Genomic DNA, 25,591 nt, shown 5'->3' with positions numbered 1-25,591 from the left:
ATCGCGCCTAGCCCTGTCCGGGGCTGCGCCGCGCTGCCTGCGTGGCAGGGTGCGCGGTCAGATGGGTGCCCGCGCCGTTGGCGCGGGCCGCGGAGTAGCGGGGGCGGGCGGACAACGCTGCGCGGTCCGGCTCCACGGGGCTCCGCCCTGGCCCACATCCGCCCTGCGCGGCAGCTTCCCGGCAGGGAGAACGGAATCGGGCAGCGCCGGCTGGCTTGTTCCGCCGCCCGCCGGCCCGGCGCAGCCTTCGCCATAACGCCCGGCAATGGCAGCTTGCGGTTTGTTTGCACTGCAGCCCCACCCAATGGCACATCCGGACTGTCATCCGCGCCGGCTAGACTGCCCGATCGTGTATCTGACGGGATTGCGTATGTTGGGGCGTTTTGCCGCCACCGTAGCCGGTGGCTCTGTCTTGGCGCTGGCACTGGCCGCCTGTGGGCGCGGGGCCGGCGACGCTCCGCGCGCGCAGGGTGGCGCCGTGCCGGTCACCACCCAGGTGGTCGCGCATTCGACCTGGAACGACACCCTGCAGGCGATCGGCACCGCCAAGGCGCGGGAGTCGGTGACCGTCACCGCCAAGGTCAGCGAGATCATCGACGCGGTGCATTTCCGCAGCGGCCAGGAAGTGGCCGCCGGCACGCCGCTGGTGACCCTGCGCATCGACGCCCAGCAGGCCGCGCTGGCCCAGGCCCAGGCCACCTTCGACGAGGCCGACCGGCTTTACCGGCGGCAGAGCGAACTGGCCACCCAGCAGCTGGTCGCCAGCTCCACCCTGGATACGCAGAAGTCGATCCGCGATGCTGCCGAAGCGCGGGTGCGGCAGATGCGCGCGGACGTGTCCGACCGCCAGGTGCGGGCGCCGTTCGCCGGCGTGCTCGGCATCCGCCAGGTCAGCCCCGGCTCGCTGGTCACCCCGACCACGGTCATCGCCACGCTGGACGACATCTCGCGCATGCATGTCGATTTCCAGGTGCCGGAAGCCGAGCTGGCCTCGCTCAAGCCCGGCGACAAGGTCAGCGGCAGCAGCATCGCCTACCCGGGGCGCGGCTTCGACGGCGAGGTCAGCACGGTCGATGCGCGGGTGGATCCGGGCAGCCGCGCGGTCACCGTGCGCGCCGATTTCCCCAATCCCGACCATGCCCTGCGCCCGGGCATGCTGCTGGACGTGCGCGTGTTCCGCCCCGAGCGGCAGGCGCTGGTGATCCCTGAGATCGCGGTGGTGCAGGTCGGCCGCGATTCCTATGTGTTCCGGGTCAAGGACGACGCCACCGTCGAGCGCGTCGACGTCAAGACCGGCACCCGCCGCTCCGGCGTGGTCGAGATCGTGCAGGGGCTGGAGGCCGGGCAGCGCATCGTCGTGGACGGCACCGGCAAGCTGCGCCCGGGCCTGCGCATCGAAGATGCCAAGGCCGCGCCGGCTGCCGAGGCCGCGCCGGCCGCCGAGGCCGCGGCCGGATGAAGCTGTCGGACCTCTCCATCAAGCGGCCGGTGCTGGCCGTGGTGATGAGCCTGCTGCTGGTGGTGCTCGGGCTGATGTCCTTCAACCGCCTGACCCTGCGCGAACTGCCGGCGATCGACCCGCCCATCGTTTCGGTCTCGGTCGATTACACCGGCGCCTCGGCGGCGGTGATCGAGAGCCGCATCACCCAGGTGCTGGAAGACGCGCTGGCCGGCATCGAGGGCATCGACACCATCAATGCGCGCAGCACCAACGGCCGCGCCTCGGTGAGCATCGAGTTCACCGCCAACCGCGACATCGAGGCCGCCGCCAACGACGTGCGCGACGCGGTCAGCCGCGTCGCCGACCGCATGCCCGAGGAGGCGCGCCCGCCGGAAGTGGCCAAGGTCGAGAGCGACGCCGATCCGATCATCTGGTTCAACATGAGCTCCTCGGCGATGGACACGCTGGAGCTCAGCGACTACGCCGAACGCTACGTGGTCGACCGCTTCTCCAGCATCGACGGCGTCGCGCGGGTGATGATCGGCGGCCGCCAGCGCTACGCCATGCGCATCTGGCTGGACCGCGACCAGCTGGCCGCGCGCGGGCTGACCGTGGGCGAGGTGGAAACCGCGCTGCGCAACGAGAACGTGGAGCTGCCGGCCGGACGCATCGAATCGGCCGACCGCGACTTCACCCTGCGCGTGGAGCGCAGCTACGTGGCGCCGGCCGACTTCGCCAGCATCCCGCTGGGCAAGGGCAACGACGGCTACGTGGTACGGCTGGGCGACGTGGCCAAGGTGGAGCTGGCCTCGGCCGAGCGCCGCGCCTATTACCGCAGCAACGGCGAGCCCGGCATCGGCATGGGCATCGTCAAGACCTCCACCGCCAACGCGCTGGACGTGGCCCGGGCCACCCGCGCCGAGGCCGAGCGCATCGCCAAAACGCTGCCGGCCGGCACCCATATCTTCGTCGCCTTCGACAACACCACCTTCATCGAGGCGGCGGTGGAGCGCGTCTACGCCACCCTGGTGGAGGCGATGCTGCTGGTGCTGGTGGTGATCTGGCTGTTCCTGGGCAGCCTGCGCGCGGCGCTGATCCCGGCGGTGACGGTACCGGTGTGCCTGGTGGCGGCGTTCATCGCGCTGTTCGCCTTCGGCTTCTCGATCAACCTGTTCACCCTGCTGGCGCTGGTGCTGTGCATCGGCCTGGTGGTGGACGACGCCATCGTGGTGGTGGAGAACGTGCAGCGCCGCATCGACCTGGGCGAACCGCCGCTGGTGGCCGCGCGGCGCGGCACCGCGCAGGTGGCGTTCGCGGTGATCGCCACCACCGCGGTGCTGGTGGCGGTGTTCCTGCCGGTCGGTTTCCTCGAAGGCAATACCGGCCGGTTGTTCCGCGAGCTGGCGGTGGCGCTGGCCGCGGCGGTGGCGCTGTCGGCCTTCGTCGCACTGACCCTGACGCCGATGATGGCCTCCAAGCTGCTCAAGCCGCACAGCGAGCAGAAGACCAACCGCATCAATGGCTTCATCAATCGCCAGCTGGCGCGCGTGGCGGCGGCTTACGGCCGCGTGCTGGACCGTCATGTGCAGCGCAGCTGGATGTTCGGCCTGGTGATGCTGGCCGCGCTGGGCGCGAGCTGGGGCCTGTTCCGGATGCTGCCCTCGGAACTTGCGCCGGCCGAGGACCGCGGCTCGTTCCAGATCATGATCGACGGCCCGGAAGGCGCCGGCTTCGACTACACCGTCGGCCAGGTGCAGCAGGTCGAGCGCATCGTCGGCCGCTTCGTCGGCCCGAAGGAGCCCATCGTGCGCGCCAACCCGCGCGTGCCCGGCGGCTGGGGCAATAACGAGGAAATGCACACCGGCCGCATCAGCGTGTTCCTGCAGCCGTGGCGCGAGCGCCGCGAGGCCACCACCGATGTCGCCAACGCGCTGCAGAAGGAGCTCAACGGCCTGAGCGGCGTGCGCGTGCGCACCCAGGTCGGCGGCGGCCTGGTGCGCAGCTTCGGGCAGCCGTTCCAGGTGGTGCTGGGCGGACCGGAATACGCGGAGATCGCGCAGTGGCGCGACCGCCTGCTGGCGCGCATGGCCGATTATCCGGGCCTGGTTGGCGCCGATTCGGACTACAAGGAAACCCGCCCGCAGATGCGGGTGAACATCGATCGCCAGCGCGCCGCCGACCTGGGCGTGAGCGTGACCGACATCGGCCGCGCGCTGGAAACGATGATGGGCTCGCGCCGCGTCACCACCTTCGTCGACAACGGCGAGGAATACGACGTGCTGGTGCAGGCCGGGCGCGAGGGCCGCACCTCGCCGGCCGACCTGGCGGCGATCCAGGTGCGCGCGCGCTCGGGCGAACTGGTGCCGCTGTCCAACCTGGTCAGCCTCAGCGAAGTGGCCGAGGCCGGCACCCTGAACCGCTTCAACCGGCTGCGCTCGATCACCATCAGCGCCAGCGTCGCGCCCGGCCACACGCTGGGCGAGACCATCGCCTGGGTGCAGCAGGTCGCGCGCGAGGAGCTGCCCGAGTACGCGCAGATCGACTGGAAGGGCGAGTCGCGCGAGTACCAGAGCGCCGGCAGCGCGGTGCTGCTGACCTTCGCCATGGCCCTGCTGGTGGTCTACCTGGTGCTGGCCGCGCAGTTCGAGAGCTTCATCCACCCGCTGGTGATCATGCTCACGGTGCCGCTGGGCGTGCTCGGCGCCTTCGTCGGCCTCTACCTCAGCGGCGGCACGCTCAATCTGTTCAGCCAGATCGGCATCGTCATGCTGGTCGGTCTGGCGGCCAAGAACGGCATCCTGATCGTGGAGTTCGCCAACCAGCTGCGCGACGAGGGCCGCAACGTGCACCAGGCCATCGTCGAGGCCTCGACGGTGCGTCTGCGCCCGATCCTGATGACCTCCATCGCCACCGTGGTCGGCGCGGTGCCGCTGGTGCTGGCCGGCGGCCCGGGTTCGGCCAGCCGCGGTACCATCGGCGTCGTGGTGATCTTCGGCGTCGCCGTCTCCACCTTCCTGTCGCTGTTCGTGGTGCCGGCGTTCTACGCGCTGCTGGCACCGTATACGCAGTCGCCGGAAACGGTGGCCAACGAACTGGCCAGGCAGGAGAGCCAGACGCCGTCGGTGGGTGGGCATGCGTGAACCGCCGGCCGCCGCGGGCGTGCAACTGCGGCGGTGGCGGCCGGAAGACCTGGCGCCGCTGCTGCGGCATGCCGACGATGCGGACGTCTCGCGCGGGCTGAGCACGCGCTTCCCGCATCCCTACACCCGCGCCGACGGCGAGGCGTTCCTGTCCGGGCAGGTGGTGGATCTGTCCGCGCCGGTGTTCGCCTTGGAGATCGACGGTGAGGCCTGCGGCGGCATCGGCGTGCAGCCCGGCAGCGGCGAGCGCCGCCACGGCGCGACGCTCGGCTATTGGCTGGGCCGGCGCCACTGGGGGCAGGGGATCATGACCCGGGTCGTGGCCGCCTTCGCGCCCTGGGTGATGGACGAACTGGGCCTGTACCGGCTGGCGGCGCAGGTCATGACCGGCAATCCCGCCTCGGCGCGGGTGCTGCTCAGCAACGGCTTCACCGAGGAGGGCCTGGAACGCCAGGCCGTGCTCAAGGACGGCATGCTGCACGACCTGCGCTGCTTCTCCCGCCTGCGGGCGTGGCCCCGGCCCACAACCGGCGGCTATACCCCCTGACGTCCTGGTTATCTCCTGCCTGGAAGGCAGGGGTCGCGACATCTGCCTATCGCTGCGGAATCATGGAAGAATCGGCAGCTTGCCTGCTTTCCCTTCAGCTACCCGGGAGCCCGCGTGGAATCCATCGTCGAATTCGTAAATGGCATCATCTGGAGCAATGCGCTGATCTTCATGTGCCTGGGCGCTGGCCTGTGGTTCACCCTGCGCACCCGCTTCATGCAGATCCGTGGTTTCGCGGAGATGTGCCGCCTCACCGTGCGCGGGCAGAAATCCGACGCGGGCGTGTCCTCGTTCCAGGCGCTGGCCATGTCGATGGCCGGGCGCATGGGCATCGGCAACATCGCCGGCGTCGCCACCGCCATCGCCTACGGCGGTCCGGGCGCGATCTTCTGGATGTGGGTGATGGGCTTCCTCGGCGCTTCCACCTCCTATGTGGAATCGACGCTGGCGCAGATCTACAAGACCAAGGATGCCGAAGGCCGCTACCGCGGCGGCCCGGCCTACTACATCGAAAAGGCGATGGGCCTGAAGTGGTATGCGGCGACCTTCGCCGTGGCCACGGTCATCGCCGCCGGTTTCCTGCTGCCGGGCGTGCAGGCCAACGCCATCGCCGACAGCGCGGTCAACGTGCTGTGCACCGGTGCCGACGCCTGCGCAACGGTGGGTGGGGCGGCCAGCATGAAGCTGTGGATCGGCCTGGCCGTGGCGGTGCTGCTGGGCGTGATCATCTTCGGCGGCGTCAAGCGCATCGCCAGCTTCGCCGAAGTGATCGTGCCGTTCATGGCGCTGGGCTTCATCCTGATGGCGATCGTGGTGATGATGCTCAACGCCAGCAAGGTGCCGACGATGTTCGCCGACATCTTCTCCAGCGCGTTCGGCGCGCATGCGGCGTTCGGCGGCATCATCGGCCAAGCCATCGCCTGGGGCGTCAAGCGCGGCATCTACGCCAACGAGGCCGGCCAGGGCACCGGCCCGCACGCCGCCGCCGCGGCCGAGGTCTCGCACCCGGCCAAGCAGGGTTACGTGCAGGCTTTCGCCATCTACTTCGACACCATGCTGGTGTGCACCTCCACCGCGTTCCTGGTGCTGTCCACCGGCATGTACAACGTGTTCCGTGAAGTGGCCGAAGGCGGGGTCACCCGGCTGGAAGCCATCGTCACCGGCGTACCCGGCGTGCAGCCCTCCGAAGGCGCGCTGTTCACCCAAGCCGCGGTGGAATCGGTGCTGCCGGGCTGGGGCGCGGGCTTCGTGGCGCTGGCGTTGTTCTTCTTCGCCTTCACCACGATCATGGCCTACTACTACATGGCCGAGACCAACCTGACCTACCTGGCCGGCAGCAACCGCACGCATCCGGCGGCGACGCTGCTGCTGCGCCTGGGCATCATGGGCATGGTGGTGTTCGGCGCCTTCCACAACGCCAAGATGGCGTGGGCACTGGGCGACATCGGCGTCGGCCTGATGGCCTGGCTCAACGTGGTGGCGATCCTGATCCTGCAGAAGCCGGCGATGCTGGCGCTGACCGACTACGAGCGGCAGAAGAAGCAGGGCCTGGACCCGGTCTTCAATCCCGATGCCCTGGGCATCAAGAACGCCGATTTCTGGCGCGGCAACAAGTAAGCGAGCGCGAGCGCAGTGAACAGCCCCTGGAACAACCGCCGTCCTTCCGCACGTCCCCCGCGTGCCAAGCCGCTGGCACCCGCCGGCGGGCGCGGCGAGGGTGATGGCCCCATCCGCGGCAACGACGAACTGCGCCTGTACGGCGTCAATGCGGTGCTGGCGATGCATGCGCGCCGTCCGCAGGCGTTGCGCAAGCTATACCTGGCCGAGGCGCTGATCCCGCGTTTGCAGCCGCTGCTGAAGTGGTGCGTGGCCAACCGTGTGGGCTATCGGGTGGTGGGCGAGGGCGACCTCAACAAGCTCGCCGCCACCACCCACCACGAAGGCGTGGTGGCCGACGTGCTGCGCGACGAACCGCAGCCGCTGGCCGCCTGGCTGGCGGCGCTCGGCGACGGGCCGGCGCTGGCGCTGTGGCTGGACGGCGTGGGCAACCCGCACAACTTCGGCGCGATCCTGCGTTCGGCCGCGCACTTCGGCGCGGCCGGCATCCTGCTGCCGGCCGATTCGACGCTGAGCCTGTCCGGCGCCGCCGCGCGCGTGGCCGAGGGCGGCGCCGAAGCGGTGCCGCTGGTGCGCCTGCCGGCGCTGCCGCAGGCGCTGTCGCAGCTGCGCGACGCCGGCTTCGCGCTGGCGGCGACGCTGGTGGACGGCGGCCAGGACCTGTTCACCGCTACGCTGCCATCGCGCATGGTCTATGTGATGGGCGCCGAGGGCGAGGGCATGGACCGCGGCTTCGCGCAGAACTGCGACCTGCGCCTGTCCATTCCCGGCACCGGCGCGGTGGAGAGCCTGAACGTGGCTGCCGCCACCGCGGTGTTCCTGTCCATCGCCGCCAATCGCGGCACTGCCGGGTGAGCATTCGCGGACTGCACGACCTGCGGCAGTGGCAGTCTGCGATGGATGATTGGCTGGCCGAGGAACGGGCGTCGGTATTGCAGCAGCCTTTGCGCGGCCGTTGTCCGCTTTGCCGGGAAATGACGGATTTCCTTGGCGATCCCAACGGCGAAATACGCGAGCGGCTGCATTGTGGCGTCTGTGGCGCCAATACACGCCAGCGTGCCGTGGTCCAGGTGCTGCTTGAAGCATTGAGCGATGCTGGGACGGCGCGCGTATATGCGACGGAACAGGTCAGCTTTTTCTATCGCATGCTGCGTACGCACGTTGGAAAACTGTACGGGGGCGAATACGGCCTGCATCCGCGCCGCCGGCTGCGGCTGCAGTTGTGGATGTGGAGGAACCGGATTTTAGAGCGCTTGGTCCCGCGGGACCTGACTGCGTTGGATTTCGTGGATGGCAGTCTCGACGCTGTGGTCAGTCTGGATGTCCTGGAACATATTCCCGCTTACGAGGACGCCTTGCGGGAAGTCGCGCGGGTCGTGCGGCCGGGGGGCGTGTTCGTGTTCACGGTTCCGTTCTACGAGGACACGGCCGGCAGCAGGCGGATTGCCTGGCTGCGGGAGGACGGGCGGATCGAGTTCGATGGCGAGCCCGAGTACCACGGCGACCCGGTATCCGGTGGCGTGCCGTGTTTCCATCATTTCGGCTGGGAACTGCTCGTGACGCTGCGGGAGGCCGGTTTCGCCGATGCACAGGCGCTGCGGGTCCATTCGGTGGAGGCCGGGGTGCCTCAGGGCCAGTGGGTGTTCCGCGCCAGGCGATGATCACGCTGGCATGGCCGGTCTCGATCGAGAACGGCCGCGCCGTCAGCCTCGGTAACCGTTGCTGATCGGGTAGCGCCGCTCGCGGCCGAACGCACGGCGCGAGACCTTCGGCCCCGGCGCGGCCTGGTGCCGCTTCCATTCGCTGATGCGCACCAGCCGCAGCACCCGCTCCACCACTTCCGGCGCGTAGCCGGCGGCGACGATGTCCTCGCGCGACTGTTCCTGGTCGATGTAGCGGTAGAGGATGCCGTCGAGCACGTCGTAGGCCGGCAGCGAATCCTGGTCGGTCTGGTTCTCGCGCAGTTCGGCCGAGGGCGCCCGCGCGATCACCGCCGGGGGGATCACCGGCGCGCCGCCGACGGTGTTGCGCCATTTGGACAGGCCGTAGACCTCGGTCTTGTACAGGTCCTTCAGCGGCGCATAGCCGCCACACATGTCGCCGTAGATGGTGGCGTAGCCGACCGCGTACTCGCTCTTGTTGCCGGTGGTCAGCAGCAGCCCGCCGAACTTGTTGGCCAGCGCCATCATGATCACGCCGCGGCTGCGCGACTGCAGGTTCTCCTCGGTCACGTCCGCAGCCTGGCCCTCGAACATCGCCGACAGCGACTGCATCAGCCCCTGGAAGGCCGGCTCGATCGGCACCGTCTCCAGCTTCACGCCCAGGGCGCGGCACTGCTCGGCGGCCAGGTCGTTGGAGAGATCGGCGGTGTAACGCGAGGGCAGCGCCACCGCGGTGACGTTGTCCGCGCCCAGCGCATCGACCGCCAGCGCCAGCACCAGCGCCGAATCGATGCCGCCGGACAGGCCCAGCCACACCTTGCGGAAGCCGTTCTTCCGGCAGTAGTCCTGGATGCCGCGGGTGACCGCGCGCCAGGCCAGCGCATCCATGCTTTCGTCGCCGTCGTCGATCCAGCGCAGCGGCATGAACGCGCGCGCGTCGGCGTCGTACTCGAGCACCAGCATCTCCTCGGCGAAGGCCAGCGCCGCCGGATGCACCGTGCCGTTGCCGTCGGCAACCACGGAGGCACCGTCGAAGACCAGCGCATCCTGCGCGCCGACGAGATTGACGTAGGCGATGGCGGCGCCGCTGTCGCGGCTGCGCTCGGCCATCAGCGCGTCGCGCTGGGCATGCTTGCCGCGCTCGTAGGGCGAGGCGTTGGGCACCAGCACCAGTTCGGCGCCTTCGGCCACGGTCGCGGCCAGCGGTTCGGCGAACCACAGATCCTCGCAGACCAGCACGCCGAGCTTCACTCCGCCGACTTCGAACACGCAGTTGCCGCCGTCCGGATCGACGTCGAAATAGCGGCGTTCGTCGAACACCGCGTAGTTGGGCAGCTCGCGCTTGCGGTAGGTGGCCGCAACGGCGCCGTCGCGCAGCACGCTGGCGGCGTTGTACACGACCGCGCCGGCGCTCTGCGGCCAGCCGACCACGGCGACGATGCCCTGCGCCTGCGCGGCGATGCGCGCAACCGCCTGCTCGCACTCGCGCAGGAACGCCGGGCGCAGCAGCAGGTCTTCCGGCGGGTAGCCGCTGACCGCCAGTTCGGGGAACAGCACCACATCGGCGCCGTATTCGTCGCGTGCGATCTGGGTCAGTTCGATGATGCGCGCGCTGTTGCCGGCCACGTCGCCGACCGGGAAGTCGTACTGCGCCAGGGCAATGCGGAGGGATCGGGGGGTCATGGGATGGCCGTCATGCGATGCGTTGCCGGCCATTATCCCAGACGGAAGTGAGCAGGGAGGAAAGAGCGGTTTTCGCAGGAACGGCTTCAGCCGCGATGGGGCTTTATCTGGAAAATTCCATCGCGGCTTAGGCCGCTCCTGCAGGGAGAACTACGATGAGCGGCGGGAATGTCCAGCGGCGCATCCGCGCGGAAGCGTCTGTGCTCCCCGCCTTGCCGGCTTCACTCCTTCGGCGGCACCACGTCCTTGGCTTCGCTGCCGAAACTGCCATCCGATTCGGCGGCGAGGTAGGCGAACACGGTATAGGCGGCCACGTTCTGCGCCAGCGCCTTCGGGTCGATCTTGTCCAGCGTGTCGTCGGCGGTGTGGTGCAGGTCGAAGTAGTCGGTTCCATCCTGCGCCAGCCACGCCCAGGCGCCGCCCTTGGCCGCCAGCGGACCCACGTCCGGGCCGGGGCCGCCTTCGTCCGGACGGTACTCGATGCCCAGCGGCGCCAGCACCCGGGCGATCTGCGCGGTGGCCTCGCGCGAATCGGCGGGATTGCCCGAGCCGGTGTTGAACGCGTAGATGCGGCCGGCGCCGAAGTCGCTTTCGGCGGCGATGTGCTGCAGCGGGATCTGCTTGGCCTTGACCCGCGCGGCGGCGTAGGCGAACCCGCCGTGCAGGCCCTGCTCCTCGTTGGCGAAGGCGATCACGCGGATGGTGCGCTTGGGCGCCTGCTTGAGCTGGCCGATCAGGTGGCCGGCGGCCATGGTGATGCCGACGCCGGCACCGTCGTCGATCGCGCCGGTACCCAGGTCCCACGAATCGAGGTGGCCGCCGATCACCACCACTTCCTTCGGCAGGCTGCGGCCGGTGATCTCGCCAATGACGTTCTGCGAGGTGTAGCTGCCGTCCCAGCCGCAGTCCAGCGCCATGCGGATGCGGGTCGGGCCGCGCGCGACCAGCCGCGCCAGCTGGTCGGCATCCGGCACCGACAGCGCCGCCGACGGCACCGGCACCAGGCCTTCGTCGAACCGGGTAATGCCGGTATGCGGCACGCGGTGCGAGTCGGTACCGGCCGAACGCATGATGTAGCCGACCGCGCCCTTGCGGATCGCCTCGGAGGGACCGCGGCTGCGGATGGTGCCGCCGATGTCGTAGTCCTCGCCGCTGCGGCTGCGCGTCATCTGGTAGTCGATGAAGGCGATCTTGCCGGCCAGCGAACCGGCCGGCGCCGCCTTCAGCGCTTCGAGGCTGTCGAAGCGCACCACTTCGCCCTCGGCGTTGCCGCCGGGGCTGCCGCCCAACGCGGTGATCGCCAGCGGCTGCGCGTGCGCACCCAGCACCTGCGCGTGTTCGCTGCGGCGCTCCCACTTGGGGAAGGTGACCGGCTCGGTCCACACCTTGTCGAAGCCCAGTGCCTTGAACTTGGCCTTGGCCCATTCCACCGCGCGCGCATCGGCCTCGCTGCCGGCCAGGCGCGGGCCGACCTCGGTGGTCAGCGATTCGACCACCTTCCAGCCGGTGTCGTCGGCCAGCGCCTGCTCGCGCAGTTCCGCGGCCGTTGCCAGGGCCTGCTCGGAAATGCGGGTAGGGGCGGCCTGCGCGCTGGCGCAGGCGAGCACGGCGGCGATGGCGAAGGCGAGACGGCGCATGGCGGGCTCCAGGTTGGATTGGGTTTCCGCACGCGGACGTGCGGTGCTGCTGCGAGGGATTCGCAGACGGAGAAGCGGCGAGCATACGCCCGCGGCTTCTCCGGCAGACGTGCTGGAGGTCATCGCGGCGAGCGGCGCTCTGCGGCGATGTCCCGGCGGGGCTTGGCTGGTAATGCCCCAGCGGGGCGTTGCCCCGCTCTACAAGGGGCGGTGTTCTGTAGCGCCGGGCAACGCCCGGCGGGGCTTGGCCGGTAATGCTCCAGCGGGGCGTTGCCCCGCTCTACAACGGGGCGGTGTTCTGTAGCGCCGGGCAGCGCCCGGCGGGGCTTGGCTGGCAATGCGCCAGCCAAGCCCCGCTCTACAAGGTGGCGGTGTTCTGTAGCGCCGGGCGGCGCCCGGCGGGGCTTGGCTGGCAATGCGCCAGCGGGGCGTTGCCCCGCTCTACAAGGGAGCAGTGTTCTGTAGCGCCGGGCAACGCCCGGCGGGGCTTGGCTGGTAATGCCCCAGCGGGGCGTTGCCCCGCTCTACAAAGGGGCAACGCCCCGGCGGGAATCGTTCCGCTTTACCGCTTCAGGTTGTCGCGGATCTCGCGCAGCAGCAGCACTTCCTCGCTCGGTTCGGCCGGCGCGGCGGGCGCTTCCTCCTTCTTGCGCGACAGGCGGTTGATCGCCTTGACCAGCATGAAGATGGCGAAGGCGACGATGACGAACTGGATCATCGTATTGATGAAATCGCCATAGCCCAGCATCACCGCCGGAATCTCCTTGCCATCGGCGCCCATCCTGGCCGGAGCCAGCTCCAGGGCCAGGCTGGAGAAATCCACCTTGCCGATCAGCAGGCCGAGCGGCGGCATGATCACCTTGTCCACCAGCGAAGTGACGATCTTGCCGAACGCGCCGCCGATCACGACACCGACCGCCAGGTCGATGACGTTGCCGCGCATCGCGAATTCCTTGAACTCACTGATCATTCCCATGTGTGTCTCCTGTGTGCGTGTAAGGGGAAGCCGGCACAGACTACCCCGGCGCCCGTCATCCGGCGATCACGCCGTCGCGGCGCGCGATATCGCCCAGCCGCGCGCTGAAACGGTCGCCGGGCTGCAGCGCGGCCACGCCGGCCGGCGTGCCCATGAACACCAGGTCGCCGGCGCGCAGCGCGTAGAGCTTGGACAGTTCGTGCAGGATTTCCGGCACGTTCCAGATCATGTTGTCCAAGGTGGAGCGCTGGCGCACCTGTCCGTTGATCTCCAGCGACAGTTCCAGCGGCGCCAGTTCGCCCACCTGCGCGGCGGGGACCAGCCCGCTGACCGGCGCCGAATGGTCGAAGCCCTTGGCGATGTCCCAGGGGCCGCTCTTGGCCTTGGCTGCGGCCTGCAGGTCGCGGCGGGTCAGGTCCAGGCCGACGCCATAGGCCAGCACCAGCGGCATCGCCTGTTCGACCGGCAGTACGCCGGCCGGCGCGTCCTTGCCGAGCGCGACCACCAGCTCGACCTCGTGATGCAGGTCGGACGTGGCCGATGGATAGGGAATGGGCGCATCGCCGGTGACGATGGCGTCGGCCGGCTTCATGAAGAACATCGGCTGGCCGCGTTCGGCTGCCGTGGCCGGCGCGCTCGCGCCCATCTCGCGTGCGTGGTCGGCGAAATTGCGGCCCACGCAGTAGATGCGGTGCACCGGGAAGGTGCCGCCTCCGGCCACCGGGATGCGGGGAACGGGCGGGGCGGGAATCAGGTCGGTCATGGTTCGTCCGGGAAACGAAGGGCAGGCGCCATGATGCCGGACGCCATAGCGAGGCCGGTAGTGCCGGCCGCTGGTCGTGAACGCGTCCTCGCATTGCGCCTTGCTGTCCCTGGCGGGCGTCCCACGGGCCATTGTTCCGCCGCGTTGCAGATCGCTCTGGCGGTTTCCTGCGCGCTGCCGTCCTACGGCCTGCAGCAGATGCGCCGCCGTAGGGCGACGCGCGGCGGCACGGGCGCGAGGCAACGCGCCCGCCGGAACGGTGCGGGAAGCGGCGTGAGCCGCGCCCCATTCGACGCCTGTGATGCTCCTGCCGCATCGGGATTGCCTCTGGTCCAGGGGTTTCCCTTGGCCAGGAATGCGCGCCATCGAGGAGCTGCGTCGGGGCTGGCTGTTGGCCGGCGCCTGCCGTCCGCCCGCATGAAGCCGCCGGGCCGACGGTCGGTAACTATCGGGGAAACCGTCGGGGAATCGGGCATGGGGCAGCGCCAAAGCGATGCGGCGCTTCGCCGGTTGGCCGGCGCGTTCCTTCCGTACTCATGCAGCCACCCGTCCCAGGGCCGCGCGCTGCCCAGAGAGGGCGTTGCCGGTAGTAGGGGGTCAGTGGACGTGCGGCAACGCCGGCTTGCGAACCACGCGGTACTCGCCATCCATCACGTTGCCGGCGCTCTTGCCCGCAGCGCGGGCCTTGCGCGAGGCCAGCAGCTTCCAGGCCAGACCGACGAGGATCATCGCGGCGCCGACGAATACGCCGGCTACCACCAGCACCGCGAGGATCGCCAGGCCCAGTAGGCCCAGGGCGACCCGCAGCAACGGGTTGCGCGGCTTGCGCGGCGCGAACAGGTTGCGGAGGTTGGCGAACTGGAAATAACGGATCTGCATGTCGGTGGCATGACGGTTTGGCTGGCCGCAGTATCGGTGGCGATGCCGGCCGATGAGTGAATTTGTCGTTAAACGTGGCTGCGCATTCATCCATGGGGACGACGGGGCGATATCCGCGACCATGCGACAATGCGCGCGTTTCCGCATTCATCTCACGCCATCATGTCCGCATCCACGTCTTCGCCGGTCGAGCTTGCCCTGCTCGATGCCTTGCCCGACCAGGGGTTCCACTCGGTGGAGGCGGTGGTCGAGGGCGATGCCGAGCCCTTGATCCTCTACCGCGATGGCGCACAGGTGCGGGCCTGGCTCAATGTCTGCCCCCATGCCGGCCGCAACCTCGACTGGGCGCCGGGGCAGTTCCTCAAGAGCCGGGAGGGCCATCTGGTCTGCGCGGTGCATGGCGCCGCCTTTGAGCTGCAGGGCGGCACCTGCGTTTCCGGGCCGTGCAAGGGCGATGCGCTGCGCGTGGTGCCGGTACGCGTGGAAGGCGGCAGGGTGCTGCTTGGCTGAGTGGCGACCGCAGGTGCCGGGCTTTCCCGGTACGCGGCTTTTACTGTGATGCCCATGCGGCGCGAGTCCCGCCTCCACGGATGCATCCATCGCTAGAACATGATGTTGACCATCACCACCACGACCAGGGTGTAGATCAGCGACAGCGGCCCGCCGACGCGCCACATCTCGCGCGGGGTGTACTTGGCCGGCCCCATCACCATCGAGATCACCGGGTTGGACGCGGTCATCAGGTTGTTGGAGGCCGACAGCGCCACGATCAGTGCGAACGCGGTGGGGTTGCCGCCGGCCGCCAGCGCCAGGTTGACCGCGATCGGCACGGTGACGATGGTGGCGCCGACATGGCTGATCACCAGCGAGAACGCGGTGGTCAGCACCGCCAGCGCCAGTTCCAGCGCCCAGATCGGGATCCCGGCCGGCAGCTTGTCGATGGTGTGGCCGGCGACCCAGGCCGCCGCGCCGCTGGAGTCCATCGCCCAGCCCAGCGGGATCAGCCCGGCCATCATGAAGATGGTCTTCCAGTTGATCGAGGCGTAGGCCTCGTCCATGCGCAGCACGCCGGTGAGCAGCATGCCGGCCACGCCGGTGAGCAGGGTCAGCGCCACCGGCAGGTGCGAGGTCAGCGCGATGATGATGGTGATGGCGAAGATCGCCATGGCGATCTTGAACTTGTGCGGGCGCTGTTCGCCCTTGGGGTAGTCGGTGACCACCACGAAATCGCGGCTTTCGGCGGCCGCGGCCAGGTCCTGCCAGATGCTGTGGAACACCAGCATGTCGCCGGCGCGCAGCGCCACGTTGCGCACGTCCTCGCGGATCACCTGCTTGTCGCGGTTGATCGCCAGCAGGCTGATGCCGCGCTCCTTGCGCAGGCGCAGCTGGCCGGCGGTCTTGCCGATCAGTTTCGAGGTCGGCGGGATCACCGCTTCGGAAATGCCGGCGCGGCTGGGGTTGAACAGGTCGCCGAGGTTGCGCAGGCGCGAGGACATGCGCAGGAACTGGTTCTGCGCGAAGTCGGACACCTGCTGCCGCGGCCCCATCGCGCCGATCACGCTGCCGACCCAGATGCGCATGTCCGCCGGCGGGGCCAGGCGGGTGTCGTTGCCGGTCTTCAGCGCCAGCAGCAGCGGCGCATCGAACAGGCTCTCGACCTCGCTGACGGTCATGCCGACCAGCGGGCTTTCGGCCGTCACCGCCAGTTCGAACACCTCGCCCTCGATGCCATAGGCCTTGGCGAAGTAGCTCTCGGTGCGCGCCGGGGTCTGGCCGTCGCTGTCCTGCCCGCCCTCGCGGGACAGCTTGCGATCGCCGAAGAAGCGGAAATACAGCAGCGAGGCCGCCAGCAGCGCCAGGCCGATCGGCAGCGGCGCGAACATGCGCAGCGGCTCGATGGTGGCGGTGCCCGAGGGCAGGTTGTTGTTGGCCGAGATCAGCAGGTCGTTGAGCAGGATCAGCGGCGAGTTGCCGACCATGGTCAGGCCGCCGCCCATCACGATGGCGGCGGTGATCGGCAGCAGCAGGCGCTTGAGGGTGAGCCCGGTATTGGAGGCCAGCCGCGAGGCCACCGGCAGGTACAGCGCCATCACCGACGGGTTCTGCATGAACGAGGAGTTGAGGCCGGCGGTGGCGCTGGTCAGCAGCAGCAGGCGCTGCTCCAGCCCGTGCGAGCGCCGCAGCAGCCAGCCGGCCAGCCGGTTCAGCGCGCCGGTGCGGTCCAGGCCCGCGCCGAGGATGGTGGTGGCGATGATGCTCATCACCGCGTTACCGGAGAAGCCGCCGAAGATCTCCTCCGGCGCGATCAGGCCGGTGACGCCCAGCACCACCATCACCACCAGCGCCACCACGTCGGCGCGGATGCGCTCGAACAGGAACATCGCCATCGTGAAGCCGACCAGCCCGAGCACGAGCTTCATGTCGGTGGTCAGCGTCAGCGCGGTGTCCATGCGGGGCGGCTCCTTTCAGTCCCGGTCAGGTGCGGTCGTAGAGCAGGTCCCAGACGCCGTGGCCGAGCTTCTGGCCGCGGGTCTCGAAATGCGTCTGCGGGCGCCAGTCCGGGCGCGGCACGCTGCCGCGCGGGCCGGCGCGGTTGGCCAGGCCGTCGGTGGCGTCGAGCACGTCCCACATCTGCTCGGCGTAGTCCTCCCAGTCGGTGGCACAGTGCAGCAGGCCGCCCGCGCGCAGCTTGCGCACCAGCAGCGCGGCGAACCCCGGCTGCACCAGGCGGCGCTTGTTGTGGCGCTTCTTGTGCCACGGGTCGGGGAAATAGATGCGGATCTCGTCCAGCGCGCCGTCGGCGATTTCCTTCTCCAGCACCTCGACCGCATCGTGGTGGTAGAGCTTGACGTTGCCGGCGTCGTCGTCGGCCAGCGCGTTGAGCAGGCGGCCCACGCCGGGCGCATGCACCTCGATGCCGATGTAGTCCTTGGAGGTGTCGAAGCGTGCGGCGTGGCGCAGCGCGGCGCCATTGCCGAAGCCGATTTCCAGCACCTTGGGCGCGGCCCGGCCGAAGGTGGCGGCCAGGTCGCGCGGCTGCCCGTTGAAATCGATGCCGAAGCGCGGCCAGCGTTCGTCGAACGCGCGCTGCTGGGCCGGAGTGAAACGGCCCTGGCGCAGCACGAAACTGCGGATCTCGCGGCGGCCTTCGGTGACGGTGAAGGGTTTGGGCGGCGCCTTGGCGCCGGCGCTGTCGAAGGGATTGGTCATCAGCCGATCAATCCTTCCACCGGCGAGGATGCGCTGGCGTAGCGCTTGCGCGGGATGCGCCCGGCGAGGAACGCCTCGCGGCCGGCTTCGACCGCCTTGCGCATGGCGCTGGCCATCAGCACCGGATTGCGCGCGCCGGCAATGGCGGTGTTCATCAGCACGCCGTCGCAGCCCAGCTCCATCGCGATGGCGGCGTCCGAGGCGGTGCCGACGCCGGCGTCGACGATGATCGGCACCTTGGCGTTCTCGATGATCTCGATCAGGTTGTACTTGTTCTGGATGCCCAGGCCCGAGCCGATCGGCGCGGCCAGCGGCATCACCGCGGCGCAGCCGATCTCCTCCAGCCGCTTGCACAGGATCGGGTCGTCGGAGGTGTAGACCATCACGTCGAAGCCGTCCTTGACCAGCTGCTCGGCCGCCTTGAGGGTCTGCACCACGTCCGGGTACAGGGTCTTCTGGTCGCCCAGCACCTCGAGCTTGGTCAGGTTGTGGCCGTCCAGCAGTTCGCGCGCCAGGCGGCAGGTGCGCACCGCGTCCTCGGCGGTGTAGCAGCCGGCGGTGTTGGGCAGGATGGCGTAGCGGTCCGGCGGCAGCACGTCGAGCAGGTTGGGTTCGCCCGGGTTCTGGCCGATGTTGGTGCGGCGGATGGCGACGGTGACGATCTGGGCGCCGGCGGCCTCGGTGGCCAGGCGGGTTTCTTCCAGATCCCTGAACTTGCCGGTCCCGGTCAGCAGCCGGGACGCATAGCTTTTGCCGGCGATGACCAGCGGATCGGTGGGGGCGTGTGCGTTCATGGGGCGATTATCGCGCATCGCGTCAGGTGCCGCCCCGTTTTCCGGTCAAGACATCCGCAGGAACGGCTTCAGCCGCGATCGCTTTCGGGGCTGTCCAGTGCGTCGAAGACAGAAAACCATCGCCGCTGAAGCCGCTCCTGCCGCAGGCTCCGGATCACCCGCCTCCCAGCGCGTGCACGATCTCGACCACGTCGCCTTCGTTCAATCGCCACTGGCCGTGCTGGCCGCGGGGAATGATCTCGCCATTGACCTCCACCGCCACGCGGCGTTCGGCCAGGCCTTCGGCGGCCAATAGCCCGGCCAGGGTCAGGGGCGACGGGAACGGGCGGGTTTCGCCATTGAGCTGGATGTCCATGCGGCCATTCTCGCCAGCGCGGGCGCAAAATCCCAGCCCATGCGGCAGTGCAGCGTGAGCCCGTCGTAGGCCAGTGAAAAACTAACACCGTGCGGCGGCGTACGCTGTCGCTTTCCTATATCCGTCAGGAGTTCCCCCATGCGTGTTTCCTCCCGTCCACTGCGCTCGGCCCTTGCCTTGGCGCTGGCTGCCGCTGCCGTTCCGGCCATGGCGCAGTCCCCGTTCTCGAAGACCGTGTTCTTCGGCGACAGCCTGACCGATACCGGCTACTACCGCCCGATCATGGTGCAGGCCAATCCTTCCGCTTCGGCCGCCGGCCGTTTCACCACCAACCCCGGCTGGGTCTGGGCCGACTACCTGGCCGACCACTACGGCACCAGCGCCCTGCCCAACGGCAATGGCCAGAATGGCGACAACTACGCCGCCGGCGGCGCCCGCGTGGGGGTGGACGTGACCAACCCGCTGAACCCGCTGCTGCCGGCGACGCCCTCGCTCAAGACCCAGCTCAACAATTACCTTGCCGCCAATGGCGGCAAGGCCGATGCCAATGCCCTCTATACCGTGTGGGGCGGCGCCAACGACCTGTTCGCGGTGGCCGGCGGCGCTCCGGCGCAGGCCACCATCGGCGCGGCGGTCGCCAGCGAGGTGGGCATGGTCGCCACCCTGAAGGCGGCTGGCGCGCAGTACGTGATGGTGCCGAACCTGCCCGACATCGGCCTGACGCCGTCCTCGCGCGCCGGTGGGCCGGTGGCGATGGCGCAGGGCACCGCCCTGGCCAAGGCCTACAACGATGCGCTGTTCGGCGGCCTGAAGCAGGCCGGCCTGCAGGTCATCCCGGTCGATACCTTCAGCATCCTGCAGGAGATCATCGCCAACCCGGGGACATACGGATTCACCAATGTGTCCGGCACCGCCTGCCAGCCGCAGGTCACCGCCCAGTCGCTGACCTGCACGCAGCTGAACTACGTCACCCCCAACGCTGCCGATACCTATGTGTTCGCCGATGGCGTGCACCCGACCACGGGCGCGCACCAGATCCTCGGCCAGTACGCGATCTCGGTGCTCGAAGCGCCGCGCCTGCAGCAGGTGCTGACGCATTCGGCGCAGACCACCGGCCGTGCCCGTGCCGACCAGGTGAGCGGCCACCTGGGCGGCCGTCCGGCTGACGGCATGAGCTGGTGGGGCAATGTGCGCGGCGACATGCAGCGCTACGACCATGCCAGCCTGTACGACGGCATGGCGCCGGCCGGCCTGTTCGGCATCGACTGGGCGCGCAATGGGGTGGTGGTCGGCGGTTTCGCCGGTTACGGCCGCATGGATGCGGATTTCGGCGGCGGCAAGGGCGACTTCACCCAGTCCGACACCACCGCGGGCCTGTTCGCCGGCTGGTACGGCGACCATGTCTGGATCAATGGGCAGGCCAGCTACAGCTGGCTGGGCTATGACGTGACCCGCAAGGTGCAGCTCGGCCCGACCACCCGCGTGCACAAGGGCTCGCCCGACGGCAGCAACCTGACCGCCGCGCTGAACGCCGGCTACGAGTTCGGCCAGGAAGGCGGCTTCCGCCATGGTCCGGTGGCGGGCGTGGTCTGGCAGAAGGTCAAGCTCGACGGTTACCTGGAAAGCAACGCCAGCGCCACCGCGCTGGGCTATGGCGACCAGGACGTGGATTCCACCGTCGGCCGCATCGGCTGGCAGGCGCGCTTCGACGGCGGCAGCATCCATCCCTACGTGCAGGTCACCTACGACCACGAGTTCGAGGACGGCAAGCAGGCCAGCGCCTGGCTGCAGACCATGGCCGACGTCGGTGCCTACAAGGTCCCGGGCCTGCAGTTCGACCGCAACTACGCCACCGCGGTGCTGGGTGCGCGGATGAACCTGTGGGGGCTGCAGAGCAATGTCGGCCTGAGCACCACCACGCTGCAGAAGTCGGCCCGCGACGCCACGCTGTTCGCTACGTTCAGCGGCGGCTTCTGAGCCGGCGTTGAGTGCCGGAGGGCGGCGCCGCAGGCCGGTGCCGCCCTTTGCCGCGGAAGCAGGCCCCGGGCATCGCGCGCCATGGAGCGCCATCGCCCGTATCGCGGATTGCCATTGCGCGGCGGGCCTCCGCCCGCATAGACTGCGCATCGCCGCGCGGGTGTAGCTCAATGGTAGAGCAGAAGCTTCCCAAGCTTACGACGAGGGTTCGATTCCCTTCACCCGCTCCATCTTCCAGGTGCCGCGCAGGCACTGAGGCGTCAGGCAAGGGCAGGGCGTGATGTGCCCGCCTGTCTTCCAGGCCCTGCGATGAAGCTCGCCATTCTTTCCCGCAACAGCAAGCTCTACTCGACCCGCCGCCTGGTCGAAGCAGCGCGCGCGCGCGGCCATACGGTCCGCATCCTCGACCCGCTGCGCTGCTACATGCGCATCACCGCGGGCGATTTCAGCATGCATTACAAGGGCAGGCCGCTGACCGGCATCGACGCGGTGATCCCACGCATCGGCGCCTCCATCACCCGCTACGGCACCGCCGTGCTGCGCCAGTTCGAGATGATGGGCGCGCGCACGCCCAATCCATCCGATGCGATCCTGCGCGCGCGCGACAAACTGCGCGCGCACCAGATCCTCGCCGCCAAGGGCATCGACATGCCGGTGACGGTGTTCGGCGACAACCCGGACGACACCGACGACCTCCTGTCCATGCTGGGGGCGCCGCCGCACGTGGTGAAGCTCAGCGAAGGCACGCAGGGCCGGGGCGTGATCCTCACCGAGAAACTGAGCGCTTCGCGGGGGACGGTGGAGGCGCTGCGCGGCCTGTACGCCAATTTCCTGGTCCAGGAATTCATCGCCGAGGCGCAGGGGGCCGACCTGCGCTGCCTGGTCGTGGGCGACCAGGTGGTGGCGACCATGCGCCGCCAGGCCCAGGAGGGCGAGTTCCGCTCCAACCTGCATGCCGGTGGCAGCGCCGAGCCGGTGGCCTGCAGCAAGGCTGAACAGCAGGTCGCGGTGCGCTCGGCCAAGGCCCTGGGGCTGGGCATCGCCGGCGTGGACATGATCCGTTCCCGGCGCGGGCCGCTGGTGCTGGAGGTGAACTCCACCCCCGGGCTGGAAGGGATCGAGAGCGTATCCGGTGGCGACATCGCCGGCCGGATGATCGACTATGTGGCGAATCTGAAACGCTGAGCGGGTATTCCGAATTGCTTGCAAGGTTTTAACGGACCTTTAATTCCGGGGGTCATAGGCTTGTTCCACTGCGACCAGCCCTCCTCAGCGGGTCCGGTGATCGGGAATCTTCAGGCCCTGGCGTTCGTGCGCCAGGGCCTTGTTTTTTTACCACTTGTTGACTTCGAAGCTGCGCGCTAGAGTCCAAAAGATAACCAGACAGGAAGTTGAACCGATGAACCGCAAGTTGCTTTACGCCGCCCTGATTGCCTTTCCGATGATGTCCGCGACCGCGGCACCTGCGGTGGAAAAGCCGCTGACGGAAGGAAAACCGTATGTGGAGCAGCGGCAGCGCATCATGAGCGATCTGCAGGGAGGAGAGATCTACAGCGAGATTAGCGCCGAGAATCGTGGCCGCGTGGTCGAAGCGCTGGGGCGCATCGACAGGCTGCTGGGGAATGGCGAGCACACCCACATTCCGGACAAGGACAAGATCGCGGTCTTCAATGATCAGGATCTGGTCAATACCCTTCTGACCCAAGCACGTGAAGACAGTCGCCTCATCTGTCGTCGTGAGCGCCCGGTGGGCAGCAACCGGCCGCAGAACATCTGTATCACTGTGGCCGCTCGTCGTCAGGCGCGCGAGGACGGAACGGATGTGTTGCGTCATCTCAAGCCATCGCAGGAACCGATCAGCAACTGAAGCATCGTCCCGCAAGGGGAGGGATTCATACATGCCGCGATCATCGTGAACGCGGCTGTGGATCGGCTGCCGGCATGGGCCGAACCGTGAATGAGAGGTGCGGTGCCCGCTCGGAGTGATGAGGGCTGGCAACCATCCTGCCCGTGAGCCGGATATGCTGAATCCTTCGGAAAAAGACAGAGGTCCCAGTGCGCATTCTTGTAATTGAAGACAACAGCGACATCGCGGCCAACCTGGGCGACTATCTCGAAGATCGCGGACACACGGTGGATTTCGCCGCCGATGGCGTGACCGGCCTGCATCTGGCGGTGGTGCACGATTTCGACGCGATCGTGCTCGACCTCAACCTGCCGGGCATGGACGGCATCGAGGTCTGCCGCAAGCTGCGCAACGACGCGCGCAAGCAGACGCCGGTGCTGATGCTCACCGCACGCGACTCGCTGGACAACAAGCTCGCCGGTTTCGATTCCGGCGCCGACGACTATCTGATCAAGCCGTTTGCGCTGCAGGAAGTCGAGGTGCGGCTCAACGCGCTGTCGCGTCGCGGCAAGGGCGGCCACACCCGCGTGCTGGAAACCGGCGACCTGGAATACAACCTGGACACGCTGGAAGTGCGGCGCCATGGCAAGCTGCTGCAGCTCAACCCGACCGCGCTGAAGATCCTGCAGGCGCTGATGGAGGCCTCGCCCGCGGTGGTCACCCGGCAGGAGCTGGAAACCCGCGTGTGGGGCGAGGAGCTGCCCGATTCGGATTCCCTGCGCGTGCACATCCACGGCCTGCGCGCCGTGGTGGACAAGCCGTTCAGCGCGCCGATGATCCAGACCCGCCACGGCATCGGATACCGGATCGCCGCTCCCGATGCCTGAAAACGCGTCGCCTGCGGTCGTCCGCAAGCAGGGGCGCTACCGTCGCCGCCTGCGCAGCCGCATCATCGTCTCGTTCGTGCTGCTGGGCTTCTGCCTGACGGCGTTGTTCGCGTTCGCCACCAACTGGGCGCGGGTTCGCGTGGAGAATCAACTCGTCGAAGAGGTGATGAATCGGAACATCGACGAGTATGCGAAGCGGTATTCCCTCGACCCCAGCCGGAACGCGACCTGGCCGGTTAAGCAGATGTACGCACGGGCGGTGAAGCCTGATAAATTCGAGGCGCTGCGGGCCGAGGAGCCGGATTGGTACGAGTTCAAGGACGGCATCCACAATCTTTCAGGGGCCGATGAAGGCGGGCAGCGGTTCTCGTACAAATTGGCAGTAAGAAAAACACCGGAAGCATGGTTCTTCCTTGCCTACGATATGACCGACAGCATTCGCGGTGAGCAGCAACTCAAGCAGGCGCTGTTCCTGTCGGTAATTGTCTTCAGCGTGCTGTCTTGGATTTTGGGCTGGTGGTCAGCTTCGCGTGTAATGCGGCCGGTGTCGGATTTGGCCAAGCGCCTGCGCGCCTATCGCGGCGGCACAACACATCCCGAACCTCTTGCGCCGCGTTTTCCCGATGATGAGGTGGGGCAGTTGGCCGAGGCGCTGGACGACTATTCGGCGCGCCTGACTGAAGTGGTGCAGCGCGACCGCGAATTCAACGCGGACGTGAGCCATGAGCTGCGCACGCCGCTGGCGGTCATCCGTGGTGCGACGGAGCTGCTGCTCGCCCGCCCGGGCCTCGACGAAAAGATGCTGCAACGGCTGCAGCGCATCCAGCGCGCCGAGCAGCAATGCAGCGACCTGATCGGCTCGCTGCTGCTGTTGTCGCGCAACGAGCGCGGGCAGGGCAGCAGCAATGTCGCCAAGGTCGCCGAGCAATTGCTCGAGGCGCATCGTGCCCAGCTTGGCGGCAAGCCGTTGGAACTGGTGCTCGAAGGCGGGCGCGACCTGGTCATCGATGCGCCGGAAGCGGCATTGTCTGTGGCGCTGGGCAACCTGATCGGCAACGCGGTGAAGTACACGCAGGAAGGCCAGGTGCGGGTACGGGTGCTGGACAATGCGGTCGAGGTGATCGACACCGGCCCCGGGCTGAGCGAGAAGGATGCGGCGAGTCTGTTCCAGCGTGGTTACCGCGGTACCCACGCAGGCCATTCGCAGGGCGGCGGCATCGGCCTGTCCATCGTCAGCCGGCTGTGCGCACTCTATGGTTGGCAGGTCAGCATCCGCCCGGGCGACGAGCGTGGCGTGGTGGGCGCGCTGACCTTTACGCCCGCCGCCTGACCTTGTAGAGCGGGGCAACGCCCCGCTGGGGCTTGGCCGGGAAAGCCCCGCCGGGGTTGCCCGGCGCTACGGGACATCGCCGCCTTGTAGAGCGGGGCACCGCCCCGCTGGGGCCTGGCCGGGAAAGCCCCGCCGGGCGCAACCCGGCGTTACAGGGCAATGCCGTCTCGTAGAGCAGTGCATCGCCGGGCGCATGCCCTGGTGTCAGGGCGCGCGCGCGTCCCTGGCCGCCAGCTGCCGGTAAAGGCGGTCCAGTGTTTCCACCTGCGGTTGCAGATGGCTGGGGTGGCCATCGTTGACGATCACGTCGTCGGCCAGCGCCAGGCGCTGATCGCGGCCTGCCTGGGCCTGGATCATGCGCGTGGCCAGGGCATCGTCGATGTCGTCGCGCTGGCGCAGGCGGGCGTGGCGCACCGATTCGGGGGCATCGACCACCACGATCCGGTCGAGCCAGTGATAGGTTGCGCGCCCGCCGGCTTCAGCCAGTAGCGGGATCGCGGCGATCGCGTAGGGGCCGTCGGCTGTCTCACAGAGTTCGCGCAGCCGTGCACGGATCGCCGGGTGGGTGATGGCTTCCAGCGCCTGGCGTTCCTCGTCGTTGCCGAAGACATGGCCGCGCAGCCGCGCGCGGTCGAGCGTACCGTCGGCCAGCAGCATCGCGCTGCCGAAGCGCCGGCCTATCTGTTCAAGTGCAGGGCTGCCTGGTGCCACTATCTCGCGTGCGGCGACATCCGCGTCGGCCACGACGATGCCCAGAGCCTCGAAGCGCCGGGTGACCTCGCTCTTGCCCGAGGCTATGCCCCCGGTCAGCCCGACGATGAAGCCGCTCATGGGCGAACAGCCATGTC

22 protein-coding genes and 1 tRNA gene are annotated in these 25,591 nt (G+C 68.6%); 13 read left to right on the top strand and 10 right to left on the bottom strand.

The window, feature by feature from the left end; genetic code table 11:
- The first annotated feature begins 370 nt into the window (after window positions 1–370).
- The 6 genes from ABB22_RS15705 to ABB22_RS15680 all read left to right on the top strand — a co-directional run bounded on the left by ABB22_RS15705 (window position 371) and on the right by ABB22_RS15680 (window position 8,406).
- Window positions 371–1,459 carry an efflux RND transporter periplasmic adaptor subunit gene (locus ABB22_RS15705; protein ID WP_055771485.1) on the top strand — a complete coding sequence of 363 codons (1,089 nt, stop codon included), beginning with the start codon at window positions 371–373 and terminating at the stop codon, window positions 1,457–1,459.
- A complete protein-coding gene (locus ABB22_RS15700; RefSeq protein WP_057505344.1) occupies window positions 1,456–4,581 on the top strand; it encodes an efflux RND transporter permease subunit in 3,126 nt (1,041 codons plus the stop codon). The genes ABB22_RS15705 and ABB22_RS15700 overlap by 4 nt, the downstream gene beginning before the upstream one ends.
- Window positions 4,574–5,128 carry a GNAT family N-acetyltransferase gene (locus tag ABB22_RS15695; protein ID WP_057505343.1) on the top strand — a complete coding sequence of 185 codons (555 nt, stop codon included), beginning with the start codon at window positions 4,574–4,576 and terminating at the stop codon, window positions 5,126–5,128. Before ABB22_RS15700 ends, ABB22_RS15695 begins: the two co-directional genes overlap by 8 nt.
- A 114-nt stretch (window positions 5,129–5,242) precedes the next feature.
- Complete coding sequence (locus ABB22_RS15690) at window positions 5,243–6,745, top strand: alanine/glycine:cation symporter family protein (protein ID WP_055771475.1); 1,503 nt, start codon at window positions 5,243–5,245, stop codon at window positions 6,743–6,745.
- 15 nt (window positions 6,746–6,760) lie between these two features.
- A complete protein-coding gene (locus tag ABB22_RS15685) occupies window positions 6,761–7,600 on the top strand; it encodes a TrmH family RNA methyltransferase (RefSeq protein ID WP_057505342.1) in 840 nt (279 codons plus the stop codon).
- 41 nt (window positions 7,601–7,641) lie between these two features.
- Window positions 7,642–8,406 (top strand): class I SAM-dependent methyltransferase, encoded by a 765-nt coding sequence (locus tag ABB22_RS15680; protein ID WP_152984219.1) that lies wholly within the window; start codon window positions 7,642–7,644, stop codon window positions 8,404–8,406.
- Window positions 8,407–8,448: 42 nt separating this feature from the next.
- On the opposite strand, the gene ABB22_RS15675 is transcribed toward ABB22_RS15680, so the two are convergent.
- The 5 genes from ABB22_RS15675 to ABB22_RS15655 form a co-directional block, all read right to left on the bottom strand.
- Entirely contained in the window at window positions 8,449–10,089 is a 1,641-nt protein-coding gene (locus tag ABB22_RS15675; RefSeq protein WP_057505347.1) for an NAD+ synthase, read from the bottom strand.
- A 221-nt stretch (window positions 10,090–10,310) separates the two neighbouring features.
- Complete coding sequence (locus ABB22_RS15670; RefSeq protein ID WP_057505340.1) at window positions 10,311–11,726, bottom strand: M28 family peptidase; 1,416 nt, start codon at window positions 11,724–11,726, stop codon at window positions 10,311–10,313.
- A gap of 562 nt (window positions 11,727–12,288) precedes the next feature.
- Window positions 12,289–12,702, bottom strand: coding sequence for a large-conductance mechanosensitive channel protein MscL (mscL, locus tag ABB22_RS15665; RefSeq protein WP_055771467.1), 414 nt, complete (start codon window positions 12,700–12,702; stop codon window positions 12,289–12,291).
- Between the two features lie 55 nt (window positions 12,703–12,757).
- Window positions 12,758–13,465 (bottom strand): fumarylacetoacetate hydrolase family protein, encoded by a 708-nt coding sequence (locus ABB22_RS15660; RefSeq protein ID WP_057505339.1) that lies wholly within the window; start codon window positions 13,463–13,465, stop codon window positions 12,758–12,760.
- Between the two features lie 597 nt (window positions 13,466–14,062).
- A complete protein-coding gene (locus ABB22_RS15655; RefSeq protein ID WP_055771461.1) occupies window positions 14,063–14,344 on the bottom strand; it encodes a hypothetical protein in 282 nt (93 codons plus the stop codon).
- 162 nt (window positions 14,345–14,506) lie between these two features.
- On the opposite strand from ABB22_RS15655, the gene ABB22_RS15650 reads away from it, so the two are divergent.
- The gene (locus ABB22_RS15650; RefSeq protein WP_055771459.1) at window positions 14,507–14,854 is read left to right on the top strand and encodes a Rieske (2Fe-2S) protein; all 348 of its coding nucleotides are present in this window, start codon (window positions 14,507–14,509) and stop codon (window positions 14,852–14,854) included.
- A gap of 92 nt (window positions 14,855–14,946) precedes the next feature.
- Here ABB22_RS15650 and ABB22_RS15645 read toward each other — a convergent pair whose 3' ends face one another.
- The 4 genes from ABB22_RS15645 to thiS all read right to left on the bottom strand — a co-directional run bounded on the left by ABB22_RS15645 (window position 14,947) and on the right by thiS (window position 18,703).
- Window positions 14,947–16,794, bottom strand: coding sequence for an SLC13 family permease (locus ABB22_RS15645; RefSeq protein WP_057505338.1), 1,848 nt, complete (start codon window positions 16,792–16,794; stop codon window positions 14,947–14,949).
- A gap of 25 nt (window positions 16,795–16,819) precedes the next feature.
- Window positions 16,820–17,554, bottom strand: coding sequence for a tRNA (guanosine(46)-N7)-methyltransferase TrmB (trmB, locus tag ABB22_RS15640; RefSeq protein WP_057505337.1), 735 nt, complete (start codon window positions 17,552–17,554; stop codon window positions 16,820–16,822).
- Window positions 17,554–18,348, bottom strand: a complete 795-nt coding sequence (locus ABB22_RS15635; protein WP_057505336.1) for a thiazole synthase — start codon at window positions 18,346–18,348, stop codon at window positions 17,554–17,556. The genes trmB and ABB22_RS15635 overlap by 1 nt, the downstream gene beginning before the upstream one ends.
- Window positions 18,349–18,502: 154 nt before the next feature.
- On the bottom strand, window positions 18,503–18,703 hold the full coding sequence (thiS, locus tag ABB22_RS15630; protein WP_057505335.1) for a sulfur carrier protein ThiS: 201 nt from the start codon (window positions 18,701–18,703) through the stop codon (window positions 18,503–18,505).
- A 138-nt stretch (window positions 18,704–18,841) separates the two neighbouring features.
- On the opposite strand from thiS, the gene ABB22_RS15625 reads away from it, so the two are divergent.
- The 6 genes from ABB22_RS15625 (at window position 18,842) to ABB22_RS15600 (ending at window position 24,743) form a co-directional block, all read left to right on the top strand.
- A complete protein-coding gene (locus tag ABB22_RS15625) occupies window positions 18,842–20,680 on the top strand; it encodes an autotransporter domain-containing esterase (RefSeq protein ID WP_057505334.1) in 1,839 nt (612 codons plus the stop codon).
- A 156-nt stretch (window positions 20,681–20,836) separates the two neighbouring features.
- Window positions 20,837–20,910 (top strand) — tRNA-Gly (locus tag ABB22_RS15620).
- Window positions 20,911–20,989: 79 nt separating this feature from the next.
- Window positions 20,990–21,865 (top strand): 30S ribosomal protein S6--L-glutamate ligase, encoded by an 876-nt coding sequence (gene rimK / locus ABB22_RS15615; RefSeq protein WP_057505333.1) that lies wholly within the window; start codon window positions 20,990–20,992, stop codon window positions 21,863–21,865.
- A gap of 214 nt (window positions 21,866–22,079) precedes the next feature.
- A complete protein-coding gene (locus ABB22_RS15610; protein WP_057505332.1) occupies window positions 22,080–22,547 on the top strand; it encodes a hypothetical protein in 468 nt (155 codons plus the stop codon).
- Between the two features lie 188 nt (window positions 22,548–22,735).
- Window positions 22,736–23,413: a response regulator transcription factor gene (locus tag ABB22_RS15605; RefSeq protein ID WP_057505331.1), complete on the top strand. Its 678-nt coding sequence runs from the start codon at window positions 22,736–22,738 to the stop codon at window positions 23,411–23,413.
- Window positions 23,406–24,743, top strand: a complete 1,338-nt coding sequence (locus ABB22_RS15600; protein WP_057505330.1) for a sensor histidine kinase — start codon at window positions 23,406–23,408, stop codon at window positions 24,741–24,743. Before ABB22_RS15605 ends, ABB22_RS15600 begins: the two co-directional genes overlap by 8 nt.
- A 204-nt stretch (window positions 24,744–24,947) precedes the next feature.
- Here the strand turns inward: ABB22_RS15600 and coaE are convergent, their stop codons facing one another.
- Window positions 24,948–25,574, bottom strand: coding sequence for a dephospho-CoA kinase (coaE, locus tag ABB22_RS15595; protein ID WP_057505329.1), 627 nt, complete (start codon window positions 25,572–25,574; stop codon window positions 24,948–24,950).
- Window positions 25,575–25,591 lie beyond the last annotated feature (17 nt).

Origin of the sequence: Stenotrophomonas nitritireducens (genome assembly GCF_001431425.1) — a bacterium.
GTDB lineage: Bacteria > Pseudomonadota > Gammaproteobacteria > Xanthomonadales > Xanthomonadaceae > Stenotrophomonas > Stenotrophomonas nitritireducens.
This window is presented reverse-complemented; position numbering and strand designations above follow the sequence as displayed.